The sequence below is a fragment of the Tardiphaga sp. OK246 genome (assembly GCF_900188215.1).
In the GTDB taxonomy this organism is placed as follows: Bacteria; Pseudomonadota; Alphaproteobacteria; order Rhizobiales; family Xanthobacteraceae; genus Tardiphaga; species Tardiphaga robiniae.
In genome coordinates this window covers 184,636-207,593 of record NZ_FZOX01000006.1, presented here as the reverse complement: position 1 = coordinate 207,593, position 22,958 = coordinate 184,636, and the positions used below count along the sequence as shown (strand labels likewise).

The window sequence follows — 22,958 nt, the reverse complement described above, 5'->3', positions numbered from 1 at the left end:
CGCGGTTATTTCATCCGGCGCAATGATGAAGTGCGCAGAGCGTGCATTCTCGCGCGCCGGATCATGAAGCAACTTGCATTCGCTGAACGGGAATGGACCCGACCACGAATTCAGGATCACAATCATGAAGCTCTATCACCATCCACTGTCCGGCCACTCTCATCGCGCGCATCTGTTCGCTTCGCTCCTTGGCCTGCCCCACGAACTCATCGAGGTCGACCTGAAGTCGGGCGCGCACAAGACGCCGGATTTCCTTGCGCTCAATCCGTTCGGTCAGGTGCCGGTCCTCGATGACAGTGGCAGCATTGTCTCCGACTCGAACGCCATCCTCGTTTATCTCGCCAAGACGTCCGGCCGAGCCGAGTGGCTGCCCGATGACGCGAAGGGAAGCGCGGCCATCCAGCGCTGGCTGTCTGTCGCTGCCGGCCAACTGGCCTATGGTCCTGCCGCTGCACGGCTGATCACCGTTTTCGGCAGGAACTTCAATCCAGAGGAAGTCATCGAGCGCGCGCACGCCTTGTTGGCACTCGTCGAAGCGCATCTCGCCGATCGCGACTGGCTTGTCGGCAATGGTCCGACCATCGCGGATGTGGCGCTCTACAGCTACATCGCAAGCGCGCCGGAAGGAAATGTCGATCTGTCCGGCTATCCCAAGGTGACCGCCTTCTTGCGCCGCATCGAAGCGCTGCCCGGCTTCGTGCCTTTCGCCAAGACCCCCGTCGGCCTCGCCGCTGCGGCTTAACTGCGTGTGTCGGGCGTATCCAGGCATACGCCCGACACCGCCAACGAGAGCGGACCGATGACCGATACTATGTCGCTATCAAAACTGGACATCTGGCACGCCGGCGAGAAGGCGATTCAGGAAAAGGTCGGCGTTTCGACTCACATGGACGAGCTCGGCAGGCGTATCGTGCGCGACTACATGCCGACGCAACACCGGGATTTCTACGCCCAGATCCCCTTTATCGCGCTCGGCAGCGTCGACGGCGCAGGTGACGCATGGGCCACATTTGTCACCGGCAAGCCCGGCTTCATCTCATCGCCAACAGCGCAATCGCTCGATATCGATGTCGTCAGGGAGCCAAGCGATCCCGCCAGCGAAGGGATGCACGAGGGCGATGCGATCGGCCTGCTCGGCATCGAACTTCATACGCGCCGGCGAAATCGGGTCAACGGCATCATCGGACCGTCGGACAATTACGCCATTCATTTTGACGTCGACCAAAGTTTCGGCAATTGCCCGCGCTACATCCAGCTCCGCGATTACGAGTTCGTGCGCGATCCACGCGAACTGTTTACGGGAAATATCGAAGAGAAAGCCGAGATCGACGCAACGGCACGCCGTGTGATCGAAGCCGCCGACATGTTCTTTGTCGCGTCCTATGTCGAGCGAGAATCCCGTCGACAGGTCGACGTCTCAAGCCGCGGTGGCAATCCCGGTTTCGTTCGCGTTGCCGACGACGGCACGCTCACAATCCCGGATTTCGCAGGCAATCTCTTTTTCGCCACGCTGGGCAACATCCTCATCAACGGCAAAGCCGGACTCTTGTTCGTCGATTTCGAGACCGGCGACGTGCTGCAAATGACCGGCGACGCCCGGGTCATCCTGGACTCCCCGGAGATCGCCGCTTTTCAGGGCGCCGAGCGCCTCTGGCAATTCAACGCGCGGCGTGTCGTTCTTCGGCGCGGTGCCCTGCCCCTGCGCTGGGCGTTCCGGCCGGACGGATGGGCTCCGAGCACGCTCATGACAGGCAGTTGGGAGCAGGCAGCCGGTCGTCTGCGGGCTGCAGAACTTGCGACCAAATGGCGGCCATTCAAGGTCATCAACATCGTCGATGAGAGCGCAACGGTCAGGTCGTTCCATCTGGAGCCGACCGACGGCGCCGGTCTCCTGCCTCATCGCGCCGGGCAGTATCTCCCGATCAGACTATCCATTGACGGAGCGGAGAAGACCGCCATCCGAACCTATACGCTGTCGGTCGCGCCTTCGGATCACGTCTACCGCATCAGCGTCAAACGCGACGGACTCGTATCGCAGCGGCTACACGACGGCATCAATATTGGCGACGTGATCGAAGCAAGGGCGCCCGCCGGTGAATTCACGATCGATGCCGCTGAGGCGCGACCAGCGGTGCTGCTGGCGGGCGGCATCGGCATCACGCCGATGCTCGCGATGCTGCGGCATGTGATTTACGAAGGGCTGCGGACGCTCAAGATTCGAGCGACCGTGCTTTTTCAGGCAGCCCGTTCGAAGAACGAGCGCCCCTTCGGCAACGAATTGGATGAACTTGCGGCCTCCGCTGGAGACGCAGTCCGGGTCATCCGAGTTCTCGGCGACATCACGGATGCCGAAGAAGGCCCCGACTACGACGCTGCGGGGCGTATCGACATGGCCCTGCTGTCACGGTTCATGTCGGTTGGCGACTACGATTACTATCTCTGCGGCCCTTCCGGATTCATGCAGTCGATCTATGACGGTCTTCGTGCACTGAACATCGCCGACAACCGTATCCACGCCGAAGCATTCGGCCCCGCGTCACTGGTACGAACCGTCGACAGCCCAGCGACAGCGCCGGCGCGCCAGCCATCGTCGTCGACATCGGTGCATGTCGTGTTCACAGAGTCATTGAAGGAAGCGCGCTGGACACCAGAGTCGGGATCGTTGCTCGACCTCGCGGAATCGCGCGGCCTGAGCCCCGATTTCGGTTGTCGGGAAGGACATTGCGGCACCTGCCGAACGAAGCTTCTGGCGGGAGTGGTGACCTACGTCAAAGAGCCAGCCGCTGCGGTGGCCGACGATGAAGTCCTGATCTGCTGTGCCGTTCCGGCCGCACAGAACGGCAACGAAGCAAATCGCATTCAATTGGCGCTCTGATCTCGGGATCAGGCGATGCGGATGTCACATCGCCGACGAGCCATTTCGCATCGCCTGGCCTAGCCGGCCCGCTTCGGCTTGCGCTCGACCACGACCATGGCCTGTTCGGCGGCGCGGCTCATCAGCGAAGCATATTCCTGGCCGAATAACACCTGGCAGAAGCGGATAGCGGCCTTGGCCTGCATCTGCCGGTAGCTACGGACGCGGGTATCGCCGGCGCGCAGCGACTGCACCAGCGACTCCGTGGACTTCTCGACATATTGCTGCAGGTCGGAATAGGTCCGCAGCGTCACCTCGTTGATGGCGAGTTCGCTGGCATAGGTCCGGCACACCGCGACGAAATTGATCAGCGCCACGGTCTCCTCGACCTCGGCGAAATCGATCGTCGCCGTCGCGGCAATATCCTTGTCAGGGCGCTGGCGCAGCAGACGCCGCACCCTGCCCGGCACGCTCTCGATCTCCGACTGCAGCGTCGAGGAAATCTCCACCCGGATCGAAGCCATCTGACGACCCCAAGTGGAATCGTTGCGCATGTCGAGTTCGGTGCGCAGGCCGCGCACGCCGTCATGGGCGACCTTGAGATGTTCGGGGGCGCTGTCGAACTTGCCGCGCCTGATATCGGAGCGCAGTTCGGCCGCGACGCGATTGAGATCGGACAGCGCCATGGTCACGGCGACACCATAGGGCGTGGCGGCCACGCGGATTTCATCGTCGGAGGCTGCGATCTTTACCGCCAGACGAATGATCTGCCATGGCGCCGCCAGCCGCTGCATCACCAGCGACAGCGCAAATGGGAGCACTTGCGGCGTGGTCAGTGTCGGCACGTTCAGCGCGCTATTCACCGAGGCGATCTGGCTATCGCCGAAGCTGCGCAGCACGCTCGGCAGCTTGCCCGCAAAGCCGTCGAGTTGCTCGCGCGCCTTCAGCACCGCGCCGATGGACGGCAGGTCCTCGACCGCATGGGTCGGCCCGATGCGGGCCGCGCCGCGATTGCCCGATGTGGCAGTGGTAATGGCGGCTGCTGCCGCCTGCTGGAATTTCTTGACCGCACGTTCGATGTCCGATGCGCCCGGCTCAGGCGACGCAGAGACGGCCGCCTCGAACTCGCGCACGGCGTCCGCGGCGTCGCGCTCCAGCCACTGCCAGATCGGCAGCAGCGAGGCGCGCCGGATCTGTCCGGGCCGGACATTGCCCACACCTTCGACAAGGAACGGCTCGAGCGATTTGAAGACGAGACGGGTGGGATCCTCGACGCGCGGGCGCACTGCATTCTCGTGGCCGCGAACCACGCCGCGCAGCAGGTCGAGCACGAAATTGGCGACCACGACGTCTTCGCCGCGCTCGATCGCGCGCTCATATTCGCGCATCAGCAGCATCTGCGACTGCTCGGGCAGTTGCGCCAAATACTCCCGCAAGCGATCGATCGAGGTTTTGTTCATGCAGCCTAGGAATCCGTGCTTTCCGGTCGATCTACAACCGAAAATCGCCACCGATTTTTGTAGCAGGCGCCCCGTTAAGAAGGCGTTGAGGAACCGGGATCAGGCCGCCGCCCAGGTGCCTTCGGGGCTGCGGCAGGCGGTACCGCGGGCGGTCTTGAGGTCACCATTCACAGTGACCGTGTGGGAAAAGCCGCGGCATTCCCGGCCCTTCTGGTTATAGGCCGGTCCGGCGACAATATTGCCATAGCGTCCCGACGTGGCGTTGCGCCAGGGCACCGGAGCGCCGGGTGCACCGCGGTCGAGGGCGGCGATCTGGGCCTCGTAGGCCAGCCGGCGGTCCTCGTCGTTGAGCTGGGCGCCGAGTTTGGCGCCGATCAGCCCGCCAAAGGCGGCATTGGTCACCGCGACTGCTGCGTTTTCCTCGGACAGGCCAACGGCCGACTTGGTGCTGCTATAGGCCCGGGCGATCGTATCGGTGCCGAGGCCCAGCCCGCCGTCCGACGTCGTCACGTCGCACCCACCCAGCGCCAGCGCGACGGCGGCAACACAGAAGGCGTTGAACTTGACCATGGACCGCAGACCCCGAACGCAAACCGGAACACAGGAAACGTCAAAGACGTTACGAACGGGATAATTCGGGCGACAACGGGGCGCAAGGCGGGCGGGTTTCGGACCTGCTCGATCTCTTCAGAAACGGGGTGGGCTTGCATAGGCTGAGGAGGCCTGTCGCAAATCCATCGATAAAACTGGGCTGCCGGCCCACAGAGCCGAAGACCATATACGGCGCTCCAGCAAACGGGCGAGCGCATTCAAAGCGACGCTCAGCGACGCTTATCCGTAGCTGAATTCCGGCCAATCCGGCTGCTGCCAGCTCCATCCCATGAGCTATCGCGGCCTTTCCTATAGCTCATACGATGGGTCAAAAATGAGTTAGAGAAAGCGCGACTCCGACTCATCCGGGAAGCAGGACAGAAAAGAAGAAGCGAGCCAGGTTAAGGGAAGAACAGACTATCGATGTGTTGTGCGAGCACGAGGCGGGGGCGAAAGCCGCTGATCTCGCGCGCAGGCACGGCGTCTCCAAGGCGACACTGTACAATTGGAAAGGCAAATTCGGCGGAATGGATATCTCGGAGGCCAAACGGCTGCTGGAACCACTGCGCTGATCAAACAGGTCCAGTCACATAACAGGGGTAGCTCTTCTGCTTCTCTTTGACGGAAGCGATATCAAGCTCGATTACCCCGAACGGGTTTTCCGGAGACGTCATGTCGATTAATTCTCCAGTAGGCGCGCACGCGAAACCTTTGCCTCCAAATATCGGCCCACTTGATCCTTGCCCAACGCGGTTCGAGCTTACGACATAACAGCCTGAAACAATCGAGGCCATCGCGCCTGCTGTGCGAAAAACATCCACGGTTCTACCCGTGGCTCTCGGTACAACGATCAACTCGGCGCCTTGTTTACGGTAATGGCGAGCATGTTCGTTGAACATCACTTCCGTGCATAGCAGCACTCCTACGCATACACCGCAAACTACGACCGGCTCGAATTCGCGCGATTGGGTCGTGTACCAATTCGACTCATACCAGCCCAATTCCGCTGGAAAATATTGCTTTGTGTGGAGATGTCTTACTTCTCCACCTTCAAGACAGAAAGCTTCATTTGCAAGCCGCGCCCCCTCCCAAACAGGTCGAGAAGAAATGACCGCTGGGATATTTAGCCTTTCGAGTGCCACGACGCCTGCCCGATGACACTCAATGCTATATTCGGCCAGTTTCGGATCGAAATCCGGGGTTGACGCAATCCAGGGACCGAAAGGCAACTCATTCGTTACCAATATATCGACTGTCGTCTTGGAAAGATCGTCTGCCAAACTAAGCCATTGCTCGCTATCGGCAATTAAGTTTTCCGGCCACTCAACAAATCCTACCCGCATTGCCATCCTCATGACTTCGCCTCGGCGTTATATGAGATGCGTGTCGATAGCGAGAGCAAAAGACGCGGATCTAGCCTATGCGACGCCGTCGAGCCTCTTTGCGTAGGCCGCCAAGCCATCGCGCAGTGCCTCCTGCAATTTCGGCGTGCGCGCGCGGATCGCCTCATTTGCGACCCCGACAGCCTCCGCCTCCATCGCCTTCTCGCGCGACAAGTGATCGTGCTGGAACAGCCATGTCGCCACCGCTGACCAGTCATACAGTGAGGTCTTCGACGTCACGCGTGCAACTGGTGGCGGAAAATTGCCGACACGATTGCCGCTGGCATAGTTGGTGATCGCCGCGCGCGACAGCCCGGTTCGCATGGCAATATCCGAAAGGCTCACCAGCGGGTCGGGCTCGACGCGATCGACCTGCGCGCCCGCCTTCATGACATTCTCGACCGCCGAGCAGATGGCCGCATCTATCGATGTCGCTTCGCGGGCAAAATCAGCAATGATGCGGCCTTTCTGGAACGAAATTGTCGCATCGTCGCAACCCGCGTCGAAAAAGCGATCAGCGAAATCCTCCGCGTCCGGATCGAGACCGGATGCAATGATGCTGAACTCAAATTCTGTCATCACTGTCCTCCTGTTCTCGGTGCGGGCAACGATCGATCTCGCGTCTCAGCTGGCGCGCATGGTTCTGCGGATTTCGGGGTGTCGACCAGACGAATACCGCACACCCTTCGCGATCATGATGCGCGCACAAGAGCTTCGCCCAGGCATGCCCTTTGACCTTCACCCATGACCAGCCATTTTGCTCGGCATAAGCAACCGCAGCTTCGATCTCTTTGTTCGGATGCAAAGGCCGCCTAGCCATCCTCACACCCAATACCTATTCCACTGTTAACAAATGTCAACACCCTTTGATTTCTCCCGAAACCCCAAGCGGCCTGAGACGGCATCTACCGACAGTAACAGCACAACATTAAACTACAGGTTGCATGTTGGGATAGGCATTTCCAGGCGGCGACGGGCAAGCCCTCACACCCCCGGCAACACCAGCTCCGCCCGCAGCCCGCCGATCGGCGCCTTGCCGAGCGTCAGGCTGCCGCCATACAGCGCGGCCAGATCGACCACGATGGACAGACCCAGACCTGACCCCGGCCTGGTCTCGTCGAGCCGCTGGCCGCGGCGCGCGACCTGGGCGCGCTCGGTATCGGACAGCCCGCGTCCGTCGTCATCGACGATGATCCGCAGCTTCGACGCCGGATCAGCGCCGCCGGTGCGCTCGACCTGCACGCCGATGGTGACATGGGAGTCCGCCCATTTGCAGGCGTTGTCGACGAGGTTACCGACCATCTCCTCGATGTCCTGTTTTTCACCACGGAATTTCGCCTCGGCATCGGCCTCAAGGTCGATGGTGATGCCGCGATCCCGGTGAATCTTCTGCATCGTCCGGCACAGCGCCTCCAGCGCCGGCGCGACATCGGTAACGGTGCCGACGATGGTGACACGCGCCGCGATCCGCGCACGCTCCAGATGATGCGTCACCTGATCGCGCATCACATCGGCCTGCTCCAAGACCTTGCTCGCAAAGGGGTCGACACCCCGGCTGTTCGCCTCGTTGACGATCACCGACAGCGGCGTCTTGATGGCGTGGGCGAGATTGCCGACATGGGTGCGCGCGCGCTCGACGATGGCGCGGTTGGCATCGAGCAGCGCGTTCATCTCGCCCGCCAAAGGTGAGATCTCGACAGGGAATGTGCCCTCCAACCGCTCGGCACGGCCAGACCGGATATCGGCGATGGCATCCGACATGCGCTTCAGCGGCGCGAGGCCGAAGCGGACCTGGAAGATCGTGGTGAGCACGAGCACGATCGAGAGGGCAGCGAATGTGCCGCCAAGATAATAGTCGAAGGTGCGGGTTTCCTCGAAAATCTCGGTGGCGTCGCCGGCAACGCTGATGCGGAATTTGCCGTCGGCGCCGAGATCGACGGGACGCTCCACCATGCGCAGGCGCTGGTCTTCCGGCCCATCCACATAGCCCTGGCGGATGCCCGACGCCGTCAGCTCGATGCCTTGATCCTCGAGTTTCGGAAGCTTCTTGTCCCACAGCGAGCGCGAGGCCCGCATCTCGGTCTTCGCGCCTTCGGTGGGCGCGATTTCCCAGTACCAGCCCGACAGCGGCAGTTCGAACAGCGGCTCGCCGAGCGATGGCGTGTCGTGATCCGGCGCGTCCGGCGGATTGGCGACTTCGGCCACCAGGGTGCGGAGATAGAGATTGAGGCGGCGATCGAAGGCGCGCTCGGTCGCGCTGCGATAGACCGAAGACAGGACGATGCCGGTGATCAGGAGGATTACCACCACCCAGGCCGTCGCCGACAGGAACAGCCGCGTTGCGAGCGAGCTGTTGCGCATCAGCGCATGATCCCGGGGACGATCACGGCTGCGGCGGCGTGAGCAGATAACCGAGGCCGCGCACGGTCTGGATGATATCGACGTCGAGCTTCTTGCGGATACGGCCGACGAACACCTCGATGGTGTTGCTGTCACGATCGAAATCCTGATCGTAGAGATGCTCGACCAGTTCGGTGCGCGAGATCACGCGGCCGGTATGGTGCATCAGATAGGACAGCAGCCGGTATTCGTGTGATGTCATCTTGATCGGATTGCCGGAAACGCTGACGCGGCCGGTGCGGGTATCCAGCGACACAGGTCCGCAAGTGAGTTCGGACTGGGCGTGGCCGGTGGAGCGGCGCAATAGCGCGCGGATGCGGGCCAGCACCTCTTCGAGGTGGAACGGTTTAGCGACGTAATCGTCGGCGCCGGCATCGAAGCCCTGGACCTTATCGCTCCAGCGATCGCGCGCCGTCAGGATCAGTACCGGCATGATGCGGTTGTTGCGGCGCCAGGCTTCCAGCACCGAAATGCCGTCCATCTTCGGCAGGCCGATATCGAGCACCACGGCGTCGTAGGGCTCGCTGTCGCCGAGGAAGTGCCCCTCCTCGCCATCGAAGGCGCGATCGACGACATAGCCGGCATCGGTCAGCGCCGTGGTGAGCTGACGGTTGAGATCGGGATCATCTTCGACAACAAGCAGGCGCAAATGACTTCTCCGCGTTCACAATCCGAATTGATGCCCGGACGCGTGAACACTCCATGAATGGCGACGGCGGCCAACCTTACTTTTTCTTCACACCGTCTTTGACCAGAACCGCCTTGACCAGCTTCTCGACCATGCCGGGCGAATCCTGCCCGGTGAGCGCGCTGACCTTTTCGCGGGTGCGGCCGCTGATATAGACGCCTAGCACGCCGAAACGGAACCCCCAATAGGTCACCAGCAGCGCCGTGGCATTGACCAGCGCGTTGATGGTTTGGATATCCCCGGTCCAGAATTCGTGCATCAGCACACACCACAGCGCGGCGCATTCTACCGTCAATTCCAGCGCATAGGCCGGCCGCCACCAGCGCTGCAGCGGATCGTCGCTGGCGATCTCGGCCCGGATCGTCGCCTGGGTCTCTGATATCGCCGCGCGCTGGGTCTCCGCCTCGGCGCGGATCATGTCAGCCCAATGCGCCTCGGCTTCAGCCAGCCTGGTCGGATCGGCCGCGGGGAGCGCCGCCTGCACCGCCGCCGGTGTCAGCGTCACCGAGCCCACCGCCTTGGCGAGGATTTCGCCGGCCACACCACCGAGCGGGCCGCCCAATGCCGTCCCCAGCATCGGCGCCCCCAGCGCAATCACCTGTTTGGCAAGGTCACCCCAGTCCATGGTCATGTCCTCCGGAAGGCCGCGACAACCGCGGCAATGAAAGCGGAAAGATTGATGGGCTTATTGGTGGGTTTGGCTGCCGGCAGTTCGGGCGCCAGCGGCGGCGATGCGATCACGGGCGGTAGCCCCACGGACGGCGCTGGCGCCAGCGACACATCGCGCAGCGCAGCCTTCCATTTCGCCAGCCAGGCCTTGCGCTCGGCGAGACCCACGGTGCCGCCATTGAGCCGCCGGGTGACGCCGACGATGTCATCCGCTCTCGCAAATGGCACGCAGCCGCAATTGATGAAATCCGACACGGCGCAAATGAGGAAGTAACGCGGATCGATCAGGTAGTCGGGATGCTTGACCACATCGATCCCCGTGGCCTTCCTGACCCGCTCATAACCTTCGCGGCCCGTCGTCTGCGATCCGCCCCGGCCGCGGAAATTCCAGCCGTCGTCGGAGCCGACGGCATTGCCCATGCGGCCGTTATAGACCTTGTTGGCCAGCGCCCGCGGATTGGCGGCGTAAGGCTGCGCACTCGCCATGGTCGGAAAGCGCGACGGCCAGACCTGCATCATCCGCCCGGCGCTGTAGTTCAGATTTTCGACGACATCGCGCCCTGCTCCGCATTCGTGCGAGATCTGCGCCATCACATGCGCGGCGAGCAACGGCGTGGTGATGCCGTAGCGCGCAAACACGGCCTCGGACGATTGCACCATACCCGACAGCAATCCGGGCACGCGGCTATCGCCCTGCGGCCAGAGGCGCCGCAAGGTTGTTTCATCGAGCTTCATGATGATGATCCTGTAAGAGAGCGAGATCCTCGCCTTGGCGCAATCAGGCGATGCGGTGGCCGTAGAAGCCGTTCTGCGCGGCGGCGATATAACCGTCATTGGTCTCCATCGCCGCCCAGACCGAAATGGCATCGCCGGCGGCGAGCTTGAGAAGCGCATGGCCGCTCAGCATCGTCCTGTTGCTGACGAGCGCCGACGATGTCTGCACCCGCGTGTCGTCGAGCAGCTCAACGCCGTTCTTGTACATGGCCGCCGTCAGCATGGTCGGCACCGCCGCATTGGCCTTGAACATCACGCGGAATCCGAGCGCATAGATGCCGGCGACCGGCGCGACGAACTGGTTGTTCGCGGCATCGAAAACGCTCTGGTCGTTATGCCGGCTATTGTTGAACTGCACCTTGGTGAAGGTGTTCGCCGCGCAGTACTTGTCGAAGTTCAGATAGGCGAGAAACTTCGGGGACTGCTCGAAACTGACCTGCCCGCTGGTCTTGTCGACTGCCAGCGCGGTCCGATAGGTCACGCCATCGGCGGAGACCTTGATCGAGAGATCGTCGCTACCGAGCAAGCCGATCAACGCGCGCGGCGAATAGTTCGACTGCAATGTGAAGCCGACATCCTTCGTTGCGTTCAGCTTGTTGAACGTCACCCGCAGGTCGCCGCTGCCGGGTGTTACGTCGTCATGCGACAGCAGCACGGCATCGGACTTGACGCTGAAGCGGTTGCTGCTGTCGGCAGCTGTGTTGATGCCGAGATGGTCGATACTGTCGAGCGCAAGATTGCGCAGGTCGCGCCACAGCGCACCATCGAACACCATCATCACGTCATCGGCCACCGACCAGACGCACCAGCCGGCTTTCGGCACGAGGAAAGCCCAGGTACCGTCCTGCCATGTGGCGATGGCCAGCGCATGGCCGCTCCAGGCCCCTGACGCCCCGGCCGCCACGATATGCCGTGCGCCCTCGGCCGGCGATGCCGGCGGAACGGTCCGCGTCACATCGAGTGCCGAGATCTGGATCGCCGCATCGAGAATGCGCAGCGCCTCATTATGGGTGACGTGCTTCTGCGCCTGCCCGCCATCGATGAAGGGCAGCTTGAGATTCGGCGTGTCGGTCATGTCTACGGTCTCGCGCTCTCAGCCGTCATTGCGAGCGCAGCGAAGCAATCCAGAAAACCAAGAGCTGGATTGTTTCGTCGCTATGCTCCTCGCAATGACGATCACAATGAAATTATACCCTCGGTCGCATGCCCGGCGCCGACGGTGCCGGAGAGCTGTGCGACGCGCAGATGCAGGCTCGGCTGCGGCGCGCCGAAATCGGCGACCTCGTCGGCCACCGCATAGAGCGCCTGCGACGTGTTGCAGGCGATACTGCGGACGACAGTGCTACCTGAGAGAATCTCGAGCCGGTACGCCTCGCCGTCTTCGCCAAGGGGCACTTCGGCATTCCAGCCATCGCCATCGAGACGCGTGCGCCTGATCCATGAGATCTGGATGCCATCGAGCTTGCGCACGGCTTTTACATGCACGGGCGCGAGCGGCAGCAGCGCGCTGCGATCGGGCGTCAGCACCAGCGCGACGGCCGAGGCATCGTCATGGCTGCGGCCATTGCCGACGACGCGCAGCGACAATGGTCGTTCGAGTGCGTCCAGTCCCCGTGCGATCGGCACCAGGCTTCTATCAAGCATCACGAACGGCGCGCCGGTCGGCAATAGCGCTGCCATCGCGGATTCCGAAGCCGCCTGCCCGCGCAGCAGCCGCGACAGACGATAGGTGTTGGCCTCGACCAATTCGGCATTGGCAAACTGGATGATCTCCCAGTCGCCCTCCGCATTCCGCACCGCTGCGGAATTGCTGCCGCCGAGCACCCGCGCGTCCGACAGCGACGCCAGCGCGCCGCCATGAAGCCGCACGCGGCATGTACTGGCATTGTCCCATCGTGCTGTCGGCCCGGCCGGCAGCGCATCCAGCGTCTCGCCGATCACCGCAGGCGTTGCCGCGACCGCAGCGACCTGGAAACTCGCGCCGTCCTTCGATTGCCAGATCACCACCGAGCCCGGCCATGGATTGGCGAAGACAGCGAGTCGCGTCAGCACGTCGGTATTGCCACTGTCGATGACAGGCAGATTCAGCGCGAGTACCTGTACCGGCCCGAGCGCCGCCGGCACCGGCGGCAGCTTGATCTCGGGCGCCAGCAGCGGCACGGCAAACACGTCGGGATCGAGACTGCGCGCCGTCACCTGCCGCGCCTGCGTATCGACGAGCCCGCTGATCTCGAACAGCCGTCGCCGGTCATTCAGCGTCAGCGCAATCACATCGCCCGGCGCCAGCGCAAGCGCAATCATGCCGACAGCGAACTCGGCACGCTCGCGCCCGGCCCACAGGTCCTGCAGCCAGACTTCGGCGCGCTGCGTCGCTGCCGTATCGCTGGTGATGACGGCGAGGTCCGCATGCAGCATCCGGCTGGCGCCGCCGGTGAGTTTGCGCGATGTGACTGCCGAGCGCCGATAATCCGTCAGCGCATCGCTGAAGCCGATGCTGACCTGGCGGGGCAATTCGGTCTCCTGCGCGCGGACCAGCCGCGCCAGCGCGCCGTCATCCGGCGCCACCAGATCGTCTTCGGTGAATTCCGCCACCGGCGCGCCCCCACGCGGGATGAAGCGGAGGGTGCCATCGGCCGCCGTCGCGTCGAAGGCATAGGCCACCGACAGCGGCTCGATCATCGCCCGCGGCGCCATTGGCCGGTCCACGACATAACCATCGCAGCCGCCTAACAGCGCCGATGCATCGACCCCCGTTACGCCGGCATCAACAGCAAGCCTGTCGATCAGCGCATCCAGCGGCGCGCCGCCGAGCCTGCCGTTCAGCCAGTGGCCGGTATGCCAGTTGGCGCCGTCGCCCCAGATGTCATCGGCGGCCGGAAAGATCGGATAAGGCCGGGAATCCCAGGTCCAGACATGAATGGCCGATACATCGACCATCCGCCCGCCATAAACAGGTGACACCGGATTCTCCGCATCGCTGGCGCCGAAGGCCGGATCGAACACAGAGAGCAGCGCTTCCAGATGACGCCGCTGCATCAGGTCGTCGCGGGCGCCGCTGGAGAAATACGGCGCAAAATTCTCCGACGATTTCGGATCCGGAAACACGCTCGGCTGATTAGCGCCCTTGTCGACGGCGGGACAGCCGACCTCGGTCAGCCAGATCGGCTTGCTGCGCGGAACCCATGCGGTCGAACTGCCGAGCTCCGCATGGCCGACACGCTCGTGATGCGCATTGCCCCACCAGTTCCAGAGATCCTTGACGCGATGGATCCACGGCTTGCCAAGCCCATCGGTGATCGCGACGCGCGCCTGCGCATCGCGCGCGTTATCATCCGGATAGTACCAGTCATAGGCCTCGCCGCCCGCCACATTGCTGCGCAGATAGGCGCGATCATAGATCGTGTCGGAGAGATCACGATCGAGATGATCGGCTTCATCGCGCCAGTCGGATAGTGGCGCATAGTAATCGATCCCGACTGCGTCGATCGCAGCCGAAGCCCAGAGCGGATCGAGCGGAAACCTGATCTCAGACGCATCCGCGCCAACAACATGCGCGCCATATTCGGTCCAGTCCGCGCCATAGGTCACCACCGTGCCGCCACCGACGATCGCCTTCACGTCGGTTGCGAGCGCGATCAGTTGAGCGACAGCGGGATAGACGCCGAGTCCCGAACGCACGCGCGTCAGCCCCGGCAGTTCCGAGCCGATCAGAAAGCCATCGACGCCGCCGGCAAGCGATACGAGCTGCGCATAATGCAGCACCATACGGCGATAGTTCCAGACACCTCCGGCGAAGAAGTTGTCAATCTGCGCGCCCGCGGTTGCAGTGCCGTCGGGCGAGCCAGGTTGTCCCGGTGCAGGATCGCAGGTGATGCGGCCGCGCCAGGGATAGGCCGGTTGCGCGCCCGCCCCGCTCCACGGATCTGGCAGGCCGTTGCCATCAGGCACATCCATCATCACGAACGGATAGAATGTGATCTTCAGCCCGCGCGCTCTCAGCTCGCCGATCAGATGCACGACGCTGTCATCCGACGGCGTACCGCCGAATGCCGCACGTCCGTCGATTTGCGACACCACATAGGCGGAGGGGCGCGTGACGCCAGCCACCGACCACGTCAGCGGACTGGTCGTCTTGGCGGGGTTGTCGATGCCCGGCCGCACCAGGCAGTAATCGGCGCGCAGATCCGAACCAAACCACGCCACGACAATGGCGACACGCTGCAGGTTCGGGCACAGGCCCTGCAAATCGTCCAGCGCCGCCACCACATCGGACCGCGCCGAACCGTGATGGCGGTTCTCCGGCGCGGATTGTCCGGGGCCGAGCAGCTGCACTACCGTGGACGGTTCATAGCCAAACTCGGTGGTGCCGGGGATCAGCGTCACCGCGCGCACCATCGCTTCGAGCAGGCCGATCGGCCGGATGATCTCAAAGGACAGTTGCGGAATCCGGTTGCCGAAATTCGCCAGCGGCAGCCGCTCGAACACGACATAAGCCAGCCCGCGATAGGCCGGCGCGTTACCCGCGCCTTCCTTCGCGACGATCAGCCCGTCCGGCATCTGGTCTTCGGTGCCGCGATAGACGCGAAAATTGATCCCATCGAGATCGAGCGGCTTGCCGTCGGCCCAGATCCGCCCGACGCGGCCGATCACGCCGTCGCACAGACCCACCGCGAAATTCGCGAAGTAACTATAGGTCGTCGTCGTCGTGATCGGACCGCCGCCGAGGCCCTTGCCGCCATCCGTCGGCACCGTATCCGATGTTGCGACCTCCTCCAGCGGCGTCGCCCAGATCACCTGCCCGCTCAGCCGCGCACGGCCATAGACGCGCGGGATCGGCGCGCCCTCGGTGGACGCCATCACATCGAGATCGGCCAGTTGCGGACCGCTTGTGGTCTGATCGTTTGAGCCGAACAGCGCGCTATCGATCGCACCACCGAGCGCCGCGCCAGCGAGCTGGCCCGCGATTGCACCGATGGGTCCGAACATCCCGCCGATGGCGCCGCCGGCCGTGGAGAGGACAAGTTGCGACATCATATCACTCCGGGAAAGCGAAACGCGTAAGCCAGATGCCGCGCGCACGCGGGTTACTCGCTACAAATTCTCAGGTCTTGTTATCGGAGCGCAAACACGCGCAATTCACCCGTCCGGCGAACTGCTCGCATTCAATCTCCTCAGGGTCGGGCTGGTGAAGGTGCCGCCTCAGCTCCGGGGCTGAACATCGCGGGTCGGCCGCGCATGCTGGAGGTCGAGCCCCATGGCCAATACGCTTCTCACGACGTTGACGGATACGTCTGGCTTGGCGGGACGCTCATCCGGATCGAATGCGATTCCCAGAACGGCATTGCTGTCTCCGGCGGCTTGCACAGGCCAGAAGTCAAAGCGCGAGGCGATGTCCGGGTAGACGCCGCCGCGTACGATACTTCCGGTCGTGAGCGATGCACGCGCCGCCTCCAGTTCAGGCTGCTGGAGTTCTGTGTCACCGACTTTCTCAAGAAGAATGACTTTCTCACCCGACACGAGCATCACCACCACAGGAACATCAAACAGCGCTGCAAGAGCCTGACACGTAAGCGAGACGATCGTTTTCACACTGTCGGCTGCAGCGACGTCACGGCTGTAGCCTTGCAGGACGGCCGCCTGTCGCCTTAACCGGACGACCTCGGCCGCCCTCTGGTGAGAGGTGAAGGCGACGCCGCTCACAACGAGTCCAACGACGAACAGAAGTCCAATCGCCCAGATGTTGGCCGGGTCATCGACGTTGAGGCTGTAGCGAGGTTCCGTGAGAAAGAAATTAAAGGCGAGAGCACCGAGTATTGCGGAAAAGAACGATGGGCCGAGGCCGAAGCTCAGTCCCGCGATGATGACGGGAATGACAAATATCAGAGAGAGGTTGGGTATCGCCACCTTGCTATCAATACCAACCGCCATCGCTGTCGCGAGGGCGGTCATGGCGAATGAAGCGAGATATCGCAACATCCCGGATGCTGCCGGGCTAAAAACAGGATTCGCATCGGCCGCTGGTTCGATGTCCTGGCGCATATTCGCTTCAATACCGGCCATCGGTTCATCTCCCGTTTGGTGTTCGGTAACAACGCGTCGCACAAATGGAATCAGTCGGATTCAAATCTCGGCCCGATCAAAGCCGGTATCCACAGCTCATCGGGCGATACCCGATAAAACACTGATCGTACACCTCGGCCGGCGCGATCTCCCTCAGAGTTGAAGGGGGAACGAGAAACATGGCCATTCCGATATAGGAAATCCAGATGAGAAGGCCGCGGGCGGTATAAGCGAAGAAGCGAATTCGCCTGCATTGTGGCTGCCAGCTTCAGGTCACGCCTCCCACCGCGCCATCCTTCCGAACCGGCAAGGACCGGCGTTCAGCGAATCGGCGAGTGACCGCATGCCATTCAACGGAGGGGACCGTCGTGCGATCCCCTCCATAGGTCAGCCCGGCCATCAAGCAACAAGCAGCGTGGTGGCTCTATCGAGCGATATCGGACCATCGTCGAGCAGCAGATCGATGGCCGCTTCTTCCCACTTCAACGAGGCGATGTTGAGTGGCGCATTGTTCTGCAGTCGATGCTCGAGAACGAAGCGTGCGAGCAGAAGGCGGCGCGCATCGCCGCCTGTCGCTGCAGCGCGCAATCCCTCCTCAGCCAGAAGCACCATGGTGACCGCGTGGTACAACTGACCGGCGGCGAGACGGCAGAACCGTTCGTTATCCGGCTCGGCGGCGACTTCGGCCGCAAAGGCAAACGCCTGTCGCACGCCGTTTTCGAGGCGGGTCCGGAACTGGCCCGGAAGGCCTTCGGCGCGCTTGAGGCGGGTCTCAAGATCCTGCTGAAGGACAAGATGCGCCTGCTCCTTCTTGATCGATCGATGGATGGCATCGAGCGCATTGATGTTGCTCGTGCCGTCCCACAACACGCCGAGATGCGCGTCGCGAACAAGCTTTGCGTTTGGCCAATCCTCGATATAGCCGTTGCCGCCGCGGGCCTCCATTGATCCGGTCGCGACCGTCACATTGTCCCTGCAAGCACGATACTTGCAGATCGGTGTCATGATCCGCAGAATCTTCTGTGCGTCCGGCTGGTCCTCATTGGCCGAGACCGATGCGGTGAACAGCAGTGCTGACAACGCCTGCTCAGTCGGCACCATTAGTTTCAGCAACTGCCGGCGCATCAGGGGATGGTCGATGACGCTCTTGCCGAATGCGTTTCTGTTGCGGGTGGCAACCAGTGCCTCATTGAGGCAGCGCCGCATCATGCCGGCAGCGCGTGCCAGGTGCGAGACCCGGCTCGAATTGACCATCTCGAGCATCTGCTTGAGTCCGCGGTTGAGATCGCCCAGCTGGTAGGCGACCGCACCCTCCAACCGGACTTCACCGCTGGCCATCGACTTGCTGCCGAGCTTGTCCTTGATGCGGACAACCCGGTAGGCGTTACGCGTACCATCCGCGAGATGTTTGGGCATTGCGAACAGGCCAAGGCCCTTGCCGCCAGCCTGAGCCCCTTCGGGCCTTGCCAGTACCACGACCACGTCTCCGCTGACATTGGAGCAGAACCATTTTTCGCCCCACAGCCGCCAGTTTTCGCCGTCCCGGGCGGCCACCAGCTCGGCCGCGCCAACGTCGGAGCCTCCGGCCTTTTCCGTCATGAACTGCGCCGCACGGTACAGCTGGTTCATATCCTGAGACAGCATGCGGTCGACGAAACGGGTACGAACCTCGTCGCTTCCGTAGCGACGAATGAGTTCTGATGAACTGCCGGCGATGTTCACCGGACACATCAATCCGAATTCGGTCTGTGAGAAAATGTACTGGAAGACGTATTTGACGATCGGCGGGAGCTTCGTGGGCCAGCCAAGCACCCCTGGTCGATACGACATGGCGTGGATGCCGTAGCGCGCATAGGCGATTTCTTCCATACGTTGATATGCGGGATGATACTCCACCGTTTCATCGTCGCGCCCGTATCGATCGCGTTGCCGCAACACGGGCGGGTGCCGTTCGGAGGCGTCAGCCAGATCGTGGAGCTCGTTGCCGCACAGTTCACCGAGACTGTCGAGATGCGGACGGATATGATCGAGGAGCGCCCCGTCGATGTATTGCAGCAACAACGCCTGCAGATTGTGGTCCATCTCAAAGAAGTTGCTGCCCGCGCAGTCCGGCGCAAGCTTCTTCGAGCGCTCGGCTGTGGCCTCGCGGCTGGCCAGCTGCTCTGTCGGCATGGTGAATTTGGACGAGGGATGCTGATAGTTCATGTCGATATCTCTTTTCTGAATTCTTCTTACTGCTGTTCGAAGCCGACCTGCGTGAGAACGCTGCGCCAGTGAAGGGTTTCCGATGCCATGAACTCAGCCAGATAAGTGGGGGTGAGCGACTGGGCCGGGATAATGCCCTGCTGATCCATGGCGGCCTTGATGGCGGGATCCTTGATCGCCTCCCGGAATGCCGCGTTGAGCGTGGCAATGACCTCGGGTGGCGTTCCCTTCGGAACGACAATTCCAAAGAAGACACTGACGTCAAAACCCTTGAGGCCAAGTTCGTCGAGCGTGGGAACGTCGGGAAGCAGCGGCGTGCGTTCGCGTGTCGTGACACCGATCGCGCGAATCGCTCCGGACTTGATGTGCGGAGCGGATGAGTAAACGTCCGAGAAACTGAGCGGGACCTGCCCGCCGAGCAGATCGGTCATGGCCGGCGCGGCGCCACGATACGGAACGTGTTGCAGATCAACGCCGGCTTCCGAATTAAACAGAATTCCCGACAGATGTGTCGATGCGCCGACGCCTGAGGACGAATAGTTCAGCTTGTTGCCGGCCTTGGCAAAAGCAATCAGTTCCTTGAGGTCCTTGGCTGGCAATCCCGGGCCCGCAGAAAGCACATTGGGGAGTTTGCCGAGCATGATGACGGGATCGAAACTCTTGATCGGGTCGTAGTTGAGTTTCTTGTAAAGACTGACATTGATGGCCAGAGGTCCTGAGGTTCCGAACATCAAGGTGTAGCCATCGGCCGGCGAATTGGCGGTGTATTCGGCACCGATATTGGCGCCGGCTCCGCCCTTGTTTTCAACAACCACCGTCTGCTTGAGCTGGACGCGCAGGCCTTCAGCGAGATTGCGGGCCAGCGCATCGGTGGGGCCGCCCGCAGCGAAGGGGACAATGAGTTTGACGGGGCGATCGGGATACTCGGCTCTCGCCGCCGAGCTGCAGGCGATTGCGAAGCTGACAGCAGCCACCGCCATGGCCGAACCAGCCATCCTCCGTAGCTTCATTCGATGTCCTCCCGGATTTTTTTTGCTTTCCGGGAGTCAGTTGACCGCGGCTGACCGATAGCGTCCAATACTATTTGGTGTCGATTGATCCACAGAACATATCAATCCACGGAGACGGGGATGGAACTGCGATTGCTGCGGTATTTTCTGGTTCTGGCCGAGGAACGCCATTTCCGACGCGCCGCCCAGCGGCTGTCCATCTCTCAACCGCCTCTCAGCCTGGCCATCAGGCAACTCGAGGAGAGCCTTGGCACCAAGCTCTTTCAACGCAACAGCCGCAATGTCGAGCTGACGGTTGCGGGGCGCGCACTTCAGTCCGAGGCGACTTTTTTGCTTCGTCGCGTCGAAGAAGTCCGCGACTTCGTGAGAACAGTTGACGATGAGAAAGGTGGATTGTTGCGCGTCGGCTTTGGCGGCTCGACCCTTTATCGCGGACTGCCTGCGATCATTCGATCGTTCCGAATGCTGCATCCCGGCATTGAGTTGCGGTTGCAGGAACTCAGTACGGCCGAGCAGATCGTTGCCCTCAAGCGCGACGAGATCGATTTCGGATTTATCAACGGTCTCGAGACGCCCGACGGTCTTGACGGGTTTCGCTTCTGCCGGGAGCCACTTCTTGCCTGCCTCCCGAGCGGTCATCCCTATGCCACCAAGCGCTCCGTCCAACTCGAAAAATTGGCGGCCGAGGAATTCATCCTGTTCGGTCGCTCAGCTTCGCCGGCCTATTTCAATTCCATTCTGGAAGCCTGTCAGTCTGCAGGCTTCTCGCCAACGGTCATTCATGAGGTACGGCATTGGGTCAGCGTGATCTCGGCCGTCGCCCACGGTCTTGGCGTCGCTCTGGTTCCGCGGGCCATGACATCCGCGCATATTGCAGGCGTCGTTCTTCTTCCGTTGAAAGGCGGGAATGTCTTTTCGGAAACGCGATGTGTCTGGAAAGCCGACAGCGACCGACATGACGCACAGAAATCATTCGCGATGCTGGTCCAGGAGCGCGTCGCAATCAACGAAAATGCGCCTGGACGTGAAACTCGCGCGTGATGGATTCAACACAACACACCCTACATCAGCTCACTCCGGGAAAGCGAAACGCATAGGCCAGACGACGATGCCACCAGGGTGTCAGGGCGACCTCGCAGACGGCAGCACCATCATGAGCATGGATCATCGTGCCCTCGCCGCTTGCGATCGCGGCATGTTTGGCGACGAAGCCGTCGCGCCAGCGAAACAGCAACACATCGCCAGCGCCGAAGTCATCCACCGCAACGGTCACGAGATGACGTAGCGCCGCCTGTGCCAGTGCCTCCTCGCCCCGCGCCTCGGCCCAGTCCGGCGCATAAGGCGGCGGTGCTTCCGGCTCGGCGCCGATGCAGTTGCGCCAGACGCCGCGCACGAGGCCGAGGCAATCGCATCCGACATGCTTCACCGACGCCTGATGCTGATAGCGCGTGCCAATCCAGTCGCGCGCGTCGCTGACAATCGCGGCGCGCGTAAGCGTTTCGATCATGTTGTCTGTCCCGCAATCCATGACTGCACTGCGCGCCATGTCACTGTCTGACCGCATTTTCCGACGACACATCTTGTGATCGGCTCTCATTCGATCGAATGACGCTTCGCCTCGCGCGCCGCTGCTAGCAGCATGCCCGGCGCGCCCGCTTCGCGGCGAGGCACGATGCACGAGCAAGAGGAAACGAGAGCAATGACACATATTGGAAAGTGCTTCTGCGGCGCAGTCGAACTGGAAGTGGATGGTGCCCCGGAGGCGATGGGCTATTGCCACTGCAGTTCATGCCGTTCGTGGTCCGGGGGTCCGGTCAATGCCTTCAGCCTGTGGAAGCCGAGTGCCGTCCGGATCACTGCGGGCGCCAAGCATGTTGCAAGCTTCCAGAAGACACCGCTCAGCCAGCGCCAATATTGCAGCAAATGTGGTGGGCACCTGCTGACCAATCATCCGACGTTCGGCCTGGTCGATGTCTTTGCGGCGACTATCCCGACACTTCGTTTCGAACCCGGTGTCCACGTCAATTATGCCGAGACCGTACTGCCGATGAAGGACGGCCTGCCGAAGTTGAAGGACTTTCCGGCGGAGCTCGGCGGCTCCGGCGAGGCCGTCGCTGAATAGACATCACGCGCGAGGTCCCATGAACGATCACATGAATTACAAAGTGAAGTGCAGACTGTTCGGGGCGGCGCTCATCGCCGCCCTCGCCGCGTTGACGCATGCGGTCGCAGCTCAGGTGCCGTCCGAGATTGCCGAGCCGGATGCCACCATCGTCGCAATCTATCACGCGGAGGGCGCGCAGGTGTATGAGTGCATGGCCGCCTCCGACGGCAAGCTTGCCTGGACCTTCCGCGAGCCGATCGCCACGCTGCTGTCCGATGGACTGACCGTCGGCCGCCATTATGCGGGCCCCCATTGGCAACTCACCGATGGCAGCACGCTGGGCGGCAAAGCGGTTGGCCGCGCACCAGGTAAAACCGCGAGCGATATCCCATGGCTCAAATTGACGGTGACTGACCGGCATGGCGACGGCAAGCTCGCAATGGTCGACGTGATCCAGCGCATCAACACCAAAGGCGGCGTTGCCGCCGGTTCATGCGATGATGCCGGCCAGTTTCTCAGCGTGCCCTATTCGGCAGACTACGCGTTCCTGCACAAGGATTGAGTGTTCCGCATCGGTTGAATTTGGTTCAAATGACGGCGCCGCAAGCGCCGTCATTTTGCTATCAAAGACCGATCGGCGCACGTCCGCGATTTTCGATTTATTCCGCGTATCATCCGAAAAATATTTCGCATGCCGAAAAACAGCTTCTGCGCATTCGGCAACGACATCGCCGCCGGAACCACATAGCTTTCCAATCACG

At 62.0% G+C, this 22,958-nt stretch carries 19 protein-coding genes and 1 pseudogene; 6 read left to right on the top strand and 14 right to left on the bottom strand.

Going from position 1 to position 22,958, the window contains the following annotated elements; genetic code table 11:
- Nucleotides 1–124 precede the first annotated feature (124 nt).
- Both CHC01_RS25075 and CHC01_RS25070 read left to right on the top strand, forming a co-directional pair.
- A complete protein-coding gene (locus CHC01_RS25075; RefSeq protein WP_089267086.1) occupies nucleotides 125–742 on the top strand; it encodes a glutathione S-transferase family protein in 618 nt (205 codons plus the stop codon).
- Nucleotides 743–799: 57 nt separating this feature from the next.
- Complete coding sequence (locus CHC01_RS25070) at nucleotides 800–2,875, top strand: 2Fe-2S iron-sulfur cluster-binding protein (protein WP_089267085.1); 2,076 nt, start codon at nucleotides 800–802, stop codon at nucleotides 2,873–2,875.
- Between the two features lie 59 nt (nucleotides 2,876–2,934).
- Here CHC01_RS25070 and CHC01_RS25065 read toward each other — a convergent pair whose 3' ends face one another.
- Nucleotides 2,935–4,314: a hypothetical protein gene (locus tag CHC01_RS25065; protein ID WP_089267084.1), complete on the bottom strand. Its 1,380-nt coding sequence runs from the start codon at nucleotides 4,312–4,314 to the stop codon at nucleotides 2,935–2,937.
- Nucleotides 4,315–4,413: 99 nt separating this feature from the next.
- Nucleotides 4,414–4,884, bottom strand: coding sequence for an RT0821/Lpp0805 family surface protein (locus CHC01_RS25060; RefSeq protein ID WP_089267083.1), 471 nt, complete (start codon nucleotides 4,882–4,884; stop codon nucleotides 4,414–4,416).
- Nucleotides 4,885–5,294: 410 nt separating this feature from the next.
- Between CHC01_RS25060 and CHC01_RS25055 the strand changes: the two are divergent.
- Nucleotides 5,295–5,459 (top strand): annotated as a pseudogene (locus tag CHC01_RS25055) (transposase); the annotation flags it as partial.
- Nucleotides 5,460–5,477: 18 nt separating this feature from the next.
- Here CHC01_RS25055 and CHC01_RS25050 read toward each other — a convergent pair.
- The 11 genes from CHC01_RS25050 to CHC01_RS24995 form a co-directional block, all read right to left on the bottom strand.
- Nucleotides 5,478–6,260, bottom strand: a complete 783-nt coding sequence (locus CHC01_RS25050; protein WP_244558516.1) for a carbon-nitrogen hydrolase family protein — start codon at nucleotides 6,258–6,260, stop codon at nucleotides 5,478–5,480.
- A gap of 63 nt (nucleotides 6,261–6,323) precedes the next feature.
- Nucleotides 6,324–6,866: a helix-turn-helix transcriptional regulator gene (locus CHC01_RS25045; RefSeq protein ID WP_089267081.1), complete on the bottom strand. Its 543-nt coding sequence runs from the start codon at nucleotides 6,864–6,866 to the stop codon at nucleotides 6,324–6,326.
- Nucleotides 6,867–7,271: 405 nt separating this feature from the next.
- Complete coding sequence (locus CHC01_RS25035) at nucleotides 7,272–8,648, bottom strand: sensor histidine kinase (RefSeq protein WP_089267079.1); 1,377 nt, start codon at nucleotides 8,646–8,648, stop codon at nucleotides 7,272–7,274.
- A 22-nt stretch (nucleotides 8,649–8,670) separates the two neighbouring features.
- Nucleotides 8,671–9,336: a response regulator transcription factor gene (locus CHC01_RS25030; protein ID WP_089267078.1), complete on the bottom strand. Its 666-nt coding sequence runs from the start codon at nucleotides 9,334–9,336 to the stop codon at nucleotides 8,671–8,673.
- A 76-nt stretch (nucleotides 9,337–9,412) separates the two neighbouring features.
- Nucleotides 9,413–10,000, bottom strand: a complete 588-nt coding sequence (locus CHC01_RS25025) for a 3TM-type holin (protein WP_089267077.1) — start codon at nucleotides 9,998–10,000, stop codon at nucleotides 9,413–9,415.
- Nucleotides 10,001–10,002: 2 nt separating this feature from the next.
- Nucleotides 10,003–10,779: a glycoside hydrolase family 19 protein gene (locus tag CHC01_RS25020; protein WP_089267076.1), complete on the bottom strand. Its 777-nt coding sequence runs from the start codon at nucleotides 10,777–10,779 to the stop codon at nucleotides 10,003–10,005.
- Between the two features lie 43 nt (nucleotides 10,780–10,822).
- Nucleotides 10,823–11,893, bottom strand: coding sequence for a DUF2793 domain-containing protein (locus CHC01_RS25015; protein ID WP_089267075.1), 1,071 nt, complete (start codon nucleotides 11,891–11,893; stop codon nucleotides 10,823–10,825).
- A 101-nt stretch (nucleotides 11,894–11,994) separates the two neighbouring features.
- Nucleotides 11,995–15,849, bottom strand: a complete 3,855-nt coding sequence (locus CHC01_RS25010) for a baseplate multidomain protein megatron (protein ID WP_089267307.1) — start codon at nucleotides 15,847–15,849, stop codon at nucleotides 11,995–11,997.
- A 168-nt stretch (nucleotides 15,850–16,017) separates the two neighbouring features.
- Complete coding sequence (locus CHC01_RS25005) at nucleotides 16,018–16,878, bottom strand: DUF4118 domain-containing protein (RefSeq protein WP_089267074.1); 861 nt, start codon at nucleotides 16,876–16,878, stop codon at nucleotides 16,018–16,020.
- A 399-nt stretch (nucleotides 16,879–17,277) separates the two neighbouring features.
- Nucleotides 17,278–19,083 carry an acyl-CoA dehydrogenase family protein gene (locus CHC01_RS25000; protein ID WP_244558515.1) on the bottom strand — a complete coding sequence of 602 codons (1,806 nt, stop codon included), beginning with the start codon at nucleotides 19,081–19,083 and terminating at the stop codon, nucleotides 17,278–17,280.
- Nucleotides 19,084–19,109: 26 nt separating this feature from the next.
- Entirely contained in the window at nucleotides 19,110–20,093 is a 984-nt protein-coding gene (locus CHC01_RS24995) for a Bug family tripartite tricarboxylate transporter substrate binding protein (protein WP_089267073.1), read from the bottom strand.
- 120 nt (nucleotides 20,094–20,213) lie between these two features.
- Here CHC01_RS24995 and CHC01_RS24990 point away from each other — a divergent pair, with 120 nt between their 5' ends.
- A complete protein-coding gene (locus CHC01_RS24990) occupies nucleotides 20,214–21,134 on the top strand; it encodes a LysR family transcriptional regulator (protein WP_089267072.1) in 921 nt (306 codons plus the stop codon).
- Nucleotides 21,135–21,159: 25 nt separating this feature from the next.
- Here the strand turns inward: CHC01_RS24990 and CHC01_RS24985 are convergent, their stop codons facing one another.
- Nucleotides 21,160–21,600, bottom strand: coding sequence for an NlpC/P60 family protein (locus CHC01_RS24985; protein ID WP_089267305.1), 441 nt, complete (start codon nucleotides 21,598–21,600; stop codon nucleotides 21,160–21,162).
- A 192-nt stretch (nucleotides 21,601–21,792) separates the two neighbouring features.
- On the opposite strand from CHC01_RS24985, the gene CHC01_RS24980 reads away from it, so the two are divergent.
- Nucleotides 21,793–22,215 carry a GFA family protein gene (locus CHC01_RS24980; protein WP_089267071.1) on the top strand — a complete coding sequence of 141 codons (423 nt, stop codon included), beginning with the start codon at nucleotides 21,793–21,795 and terminating at the stop codon, nucleotides 22,213–22,215.
- Nucleotides 22,216–22,234: 19 nt separating this feature from the next.
- A complete protein-coding gene (locus CHC01_RS24975; protein WP_244558514.1) occupies nucleotides 22,235–22,759 on the top strand; it encodes a DUF3455 domain-containing protein in 525 nt (174 codons plus the stop codon).
- Nucleotides 22,760–22,958: the final 199 nt, after the last annotated feature.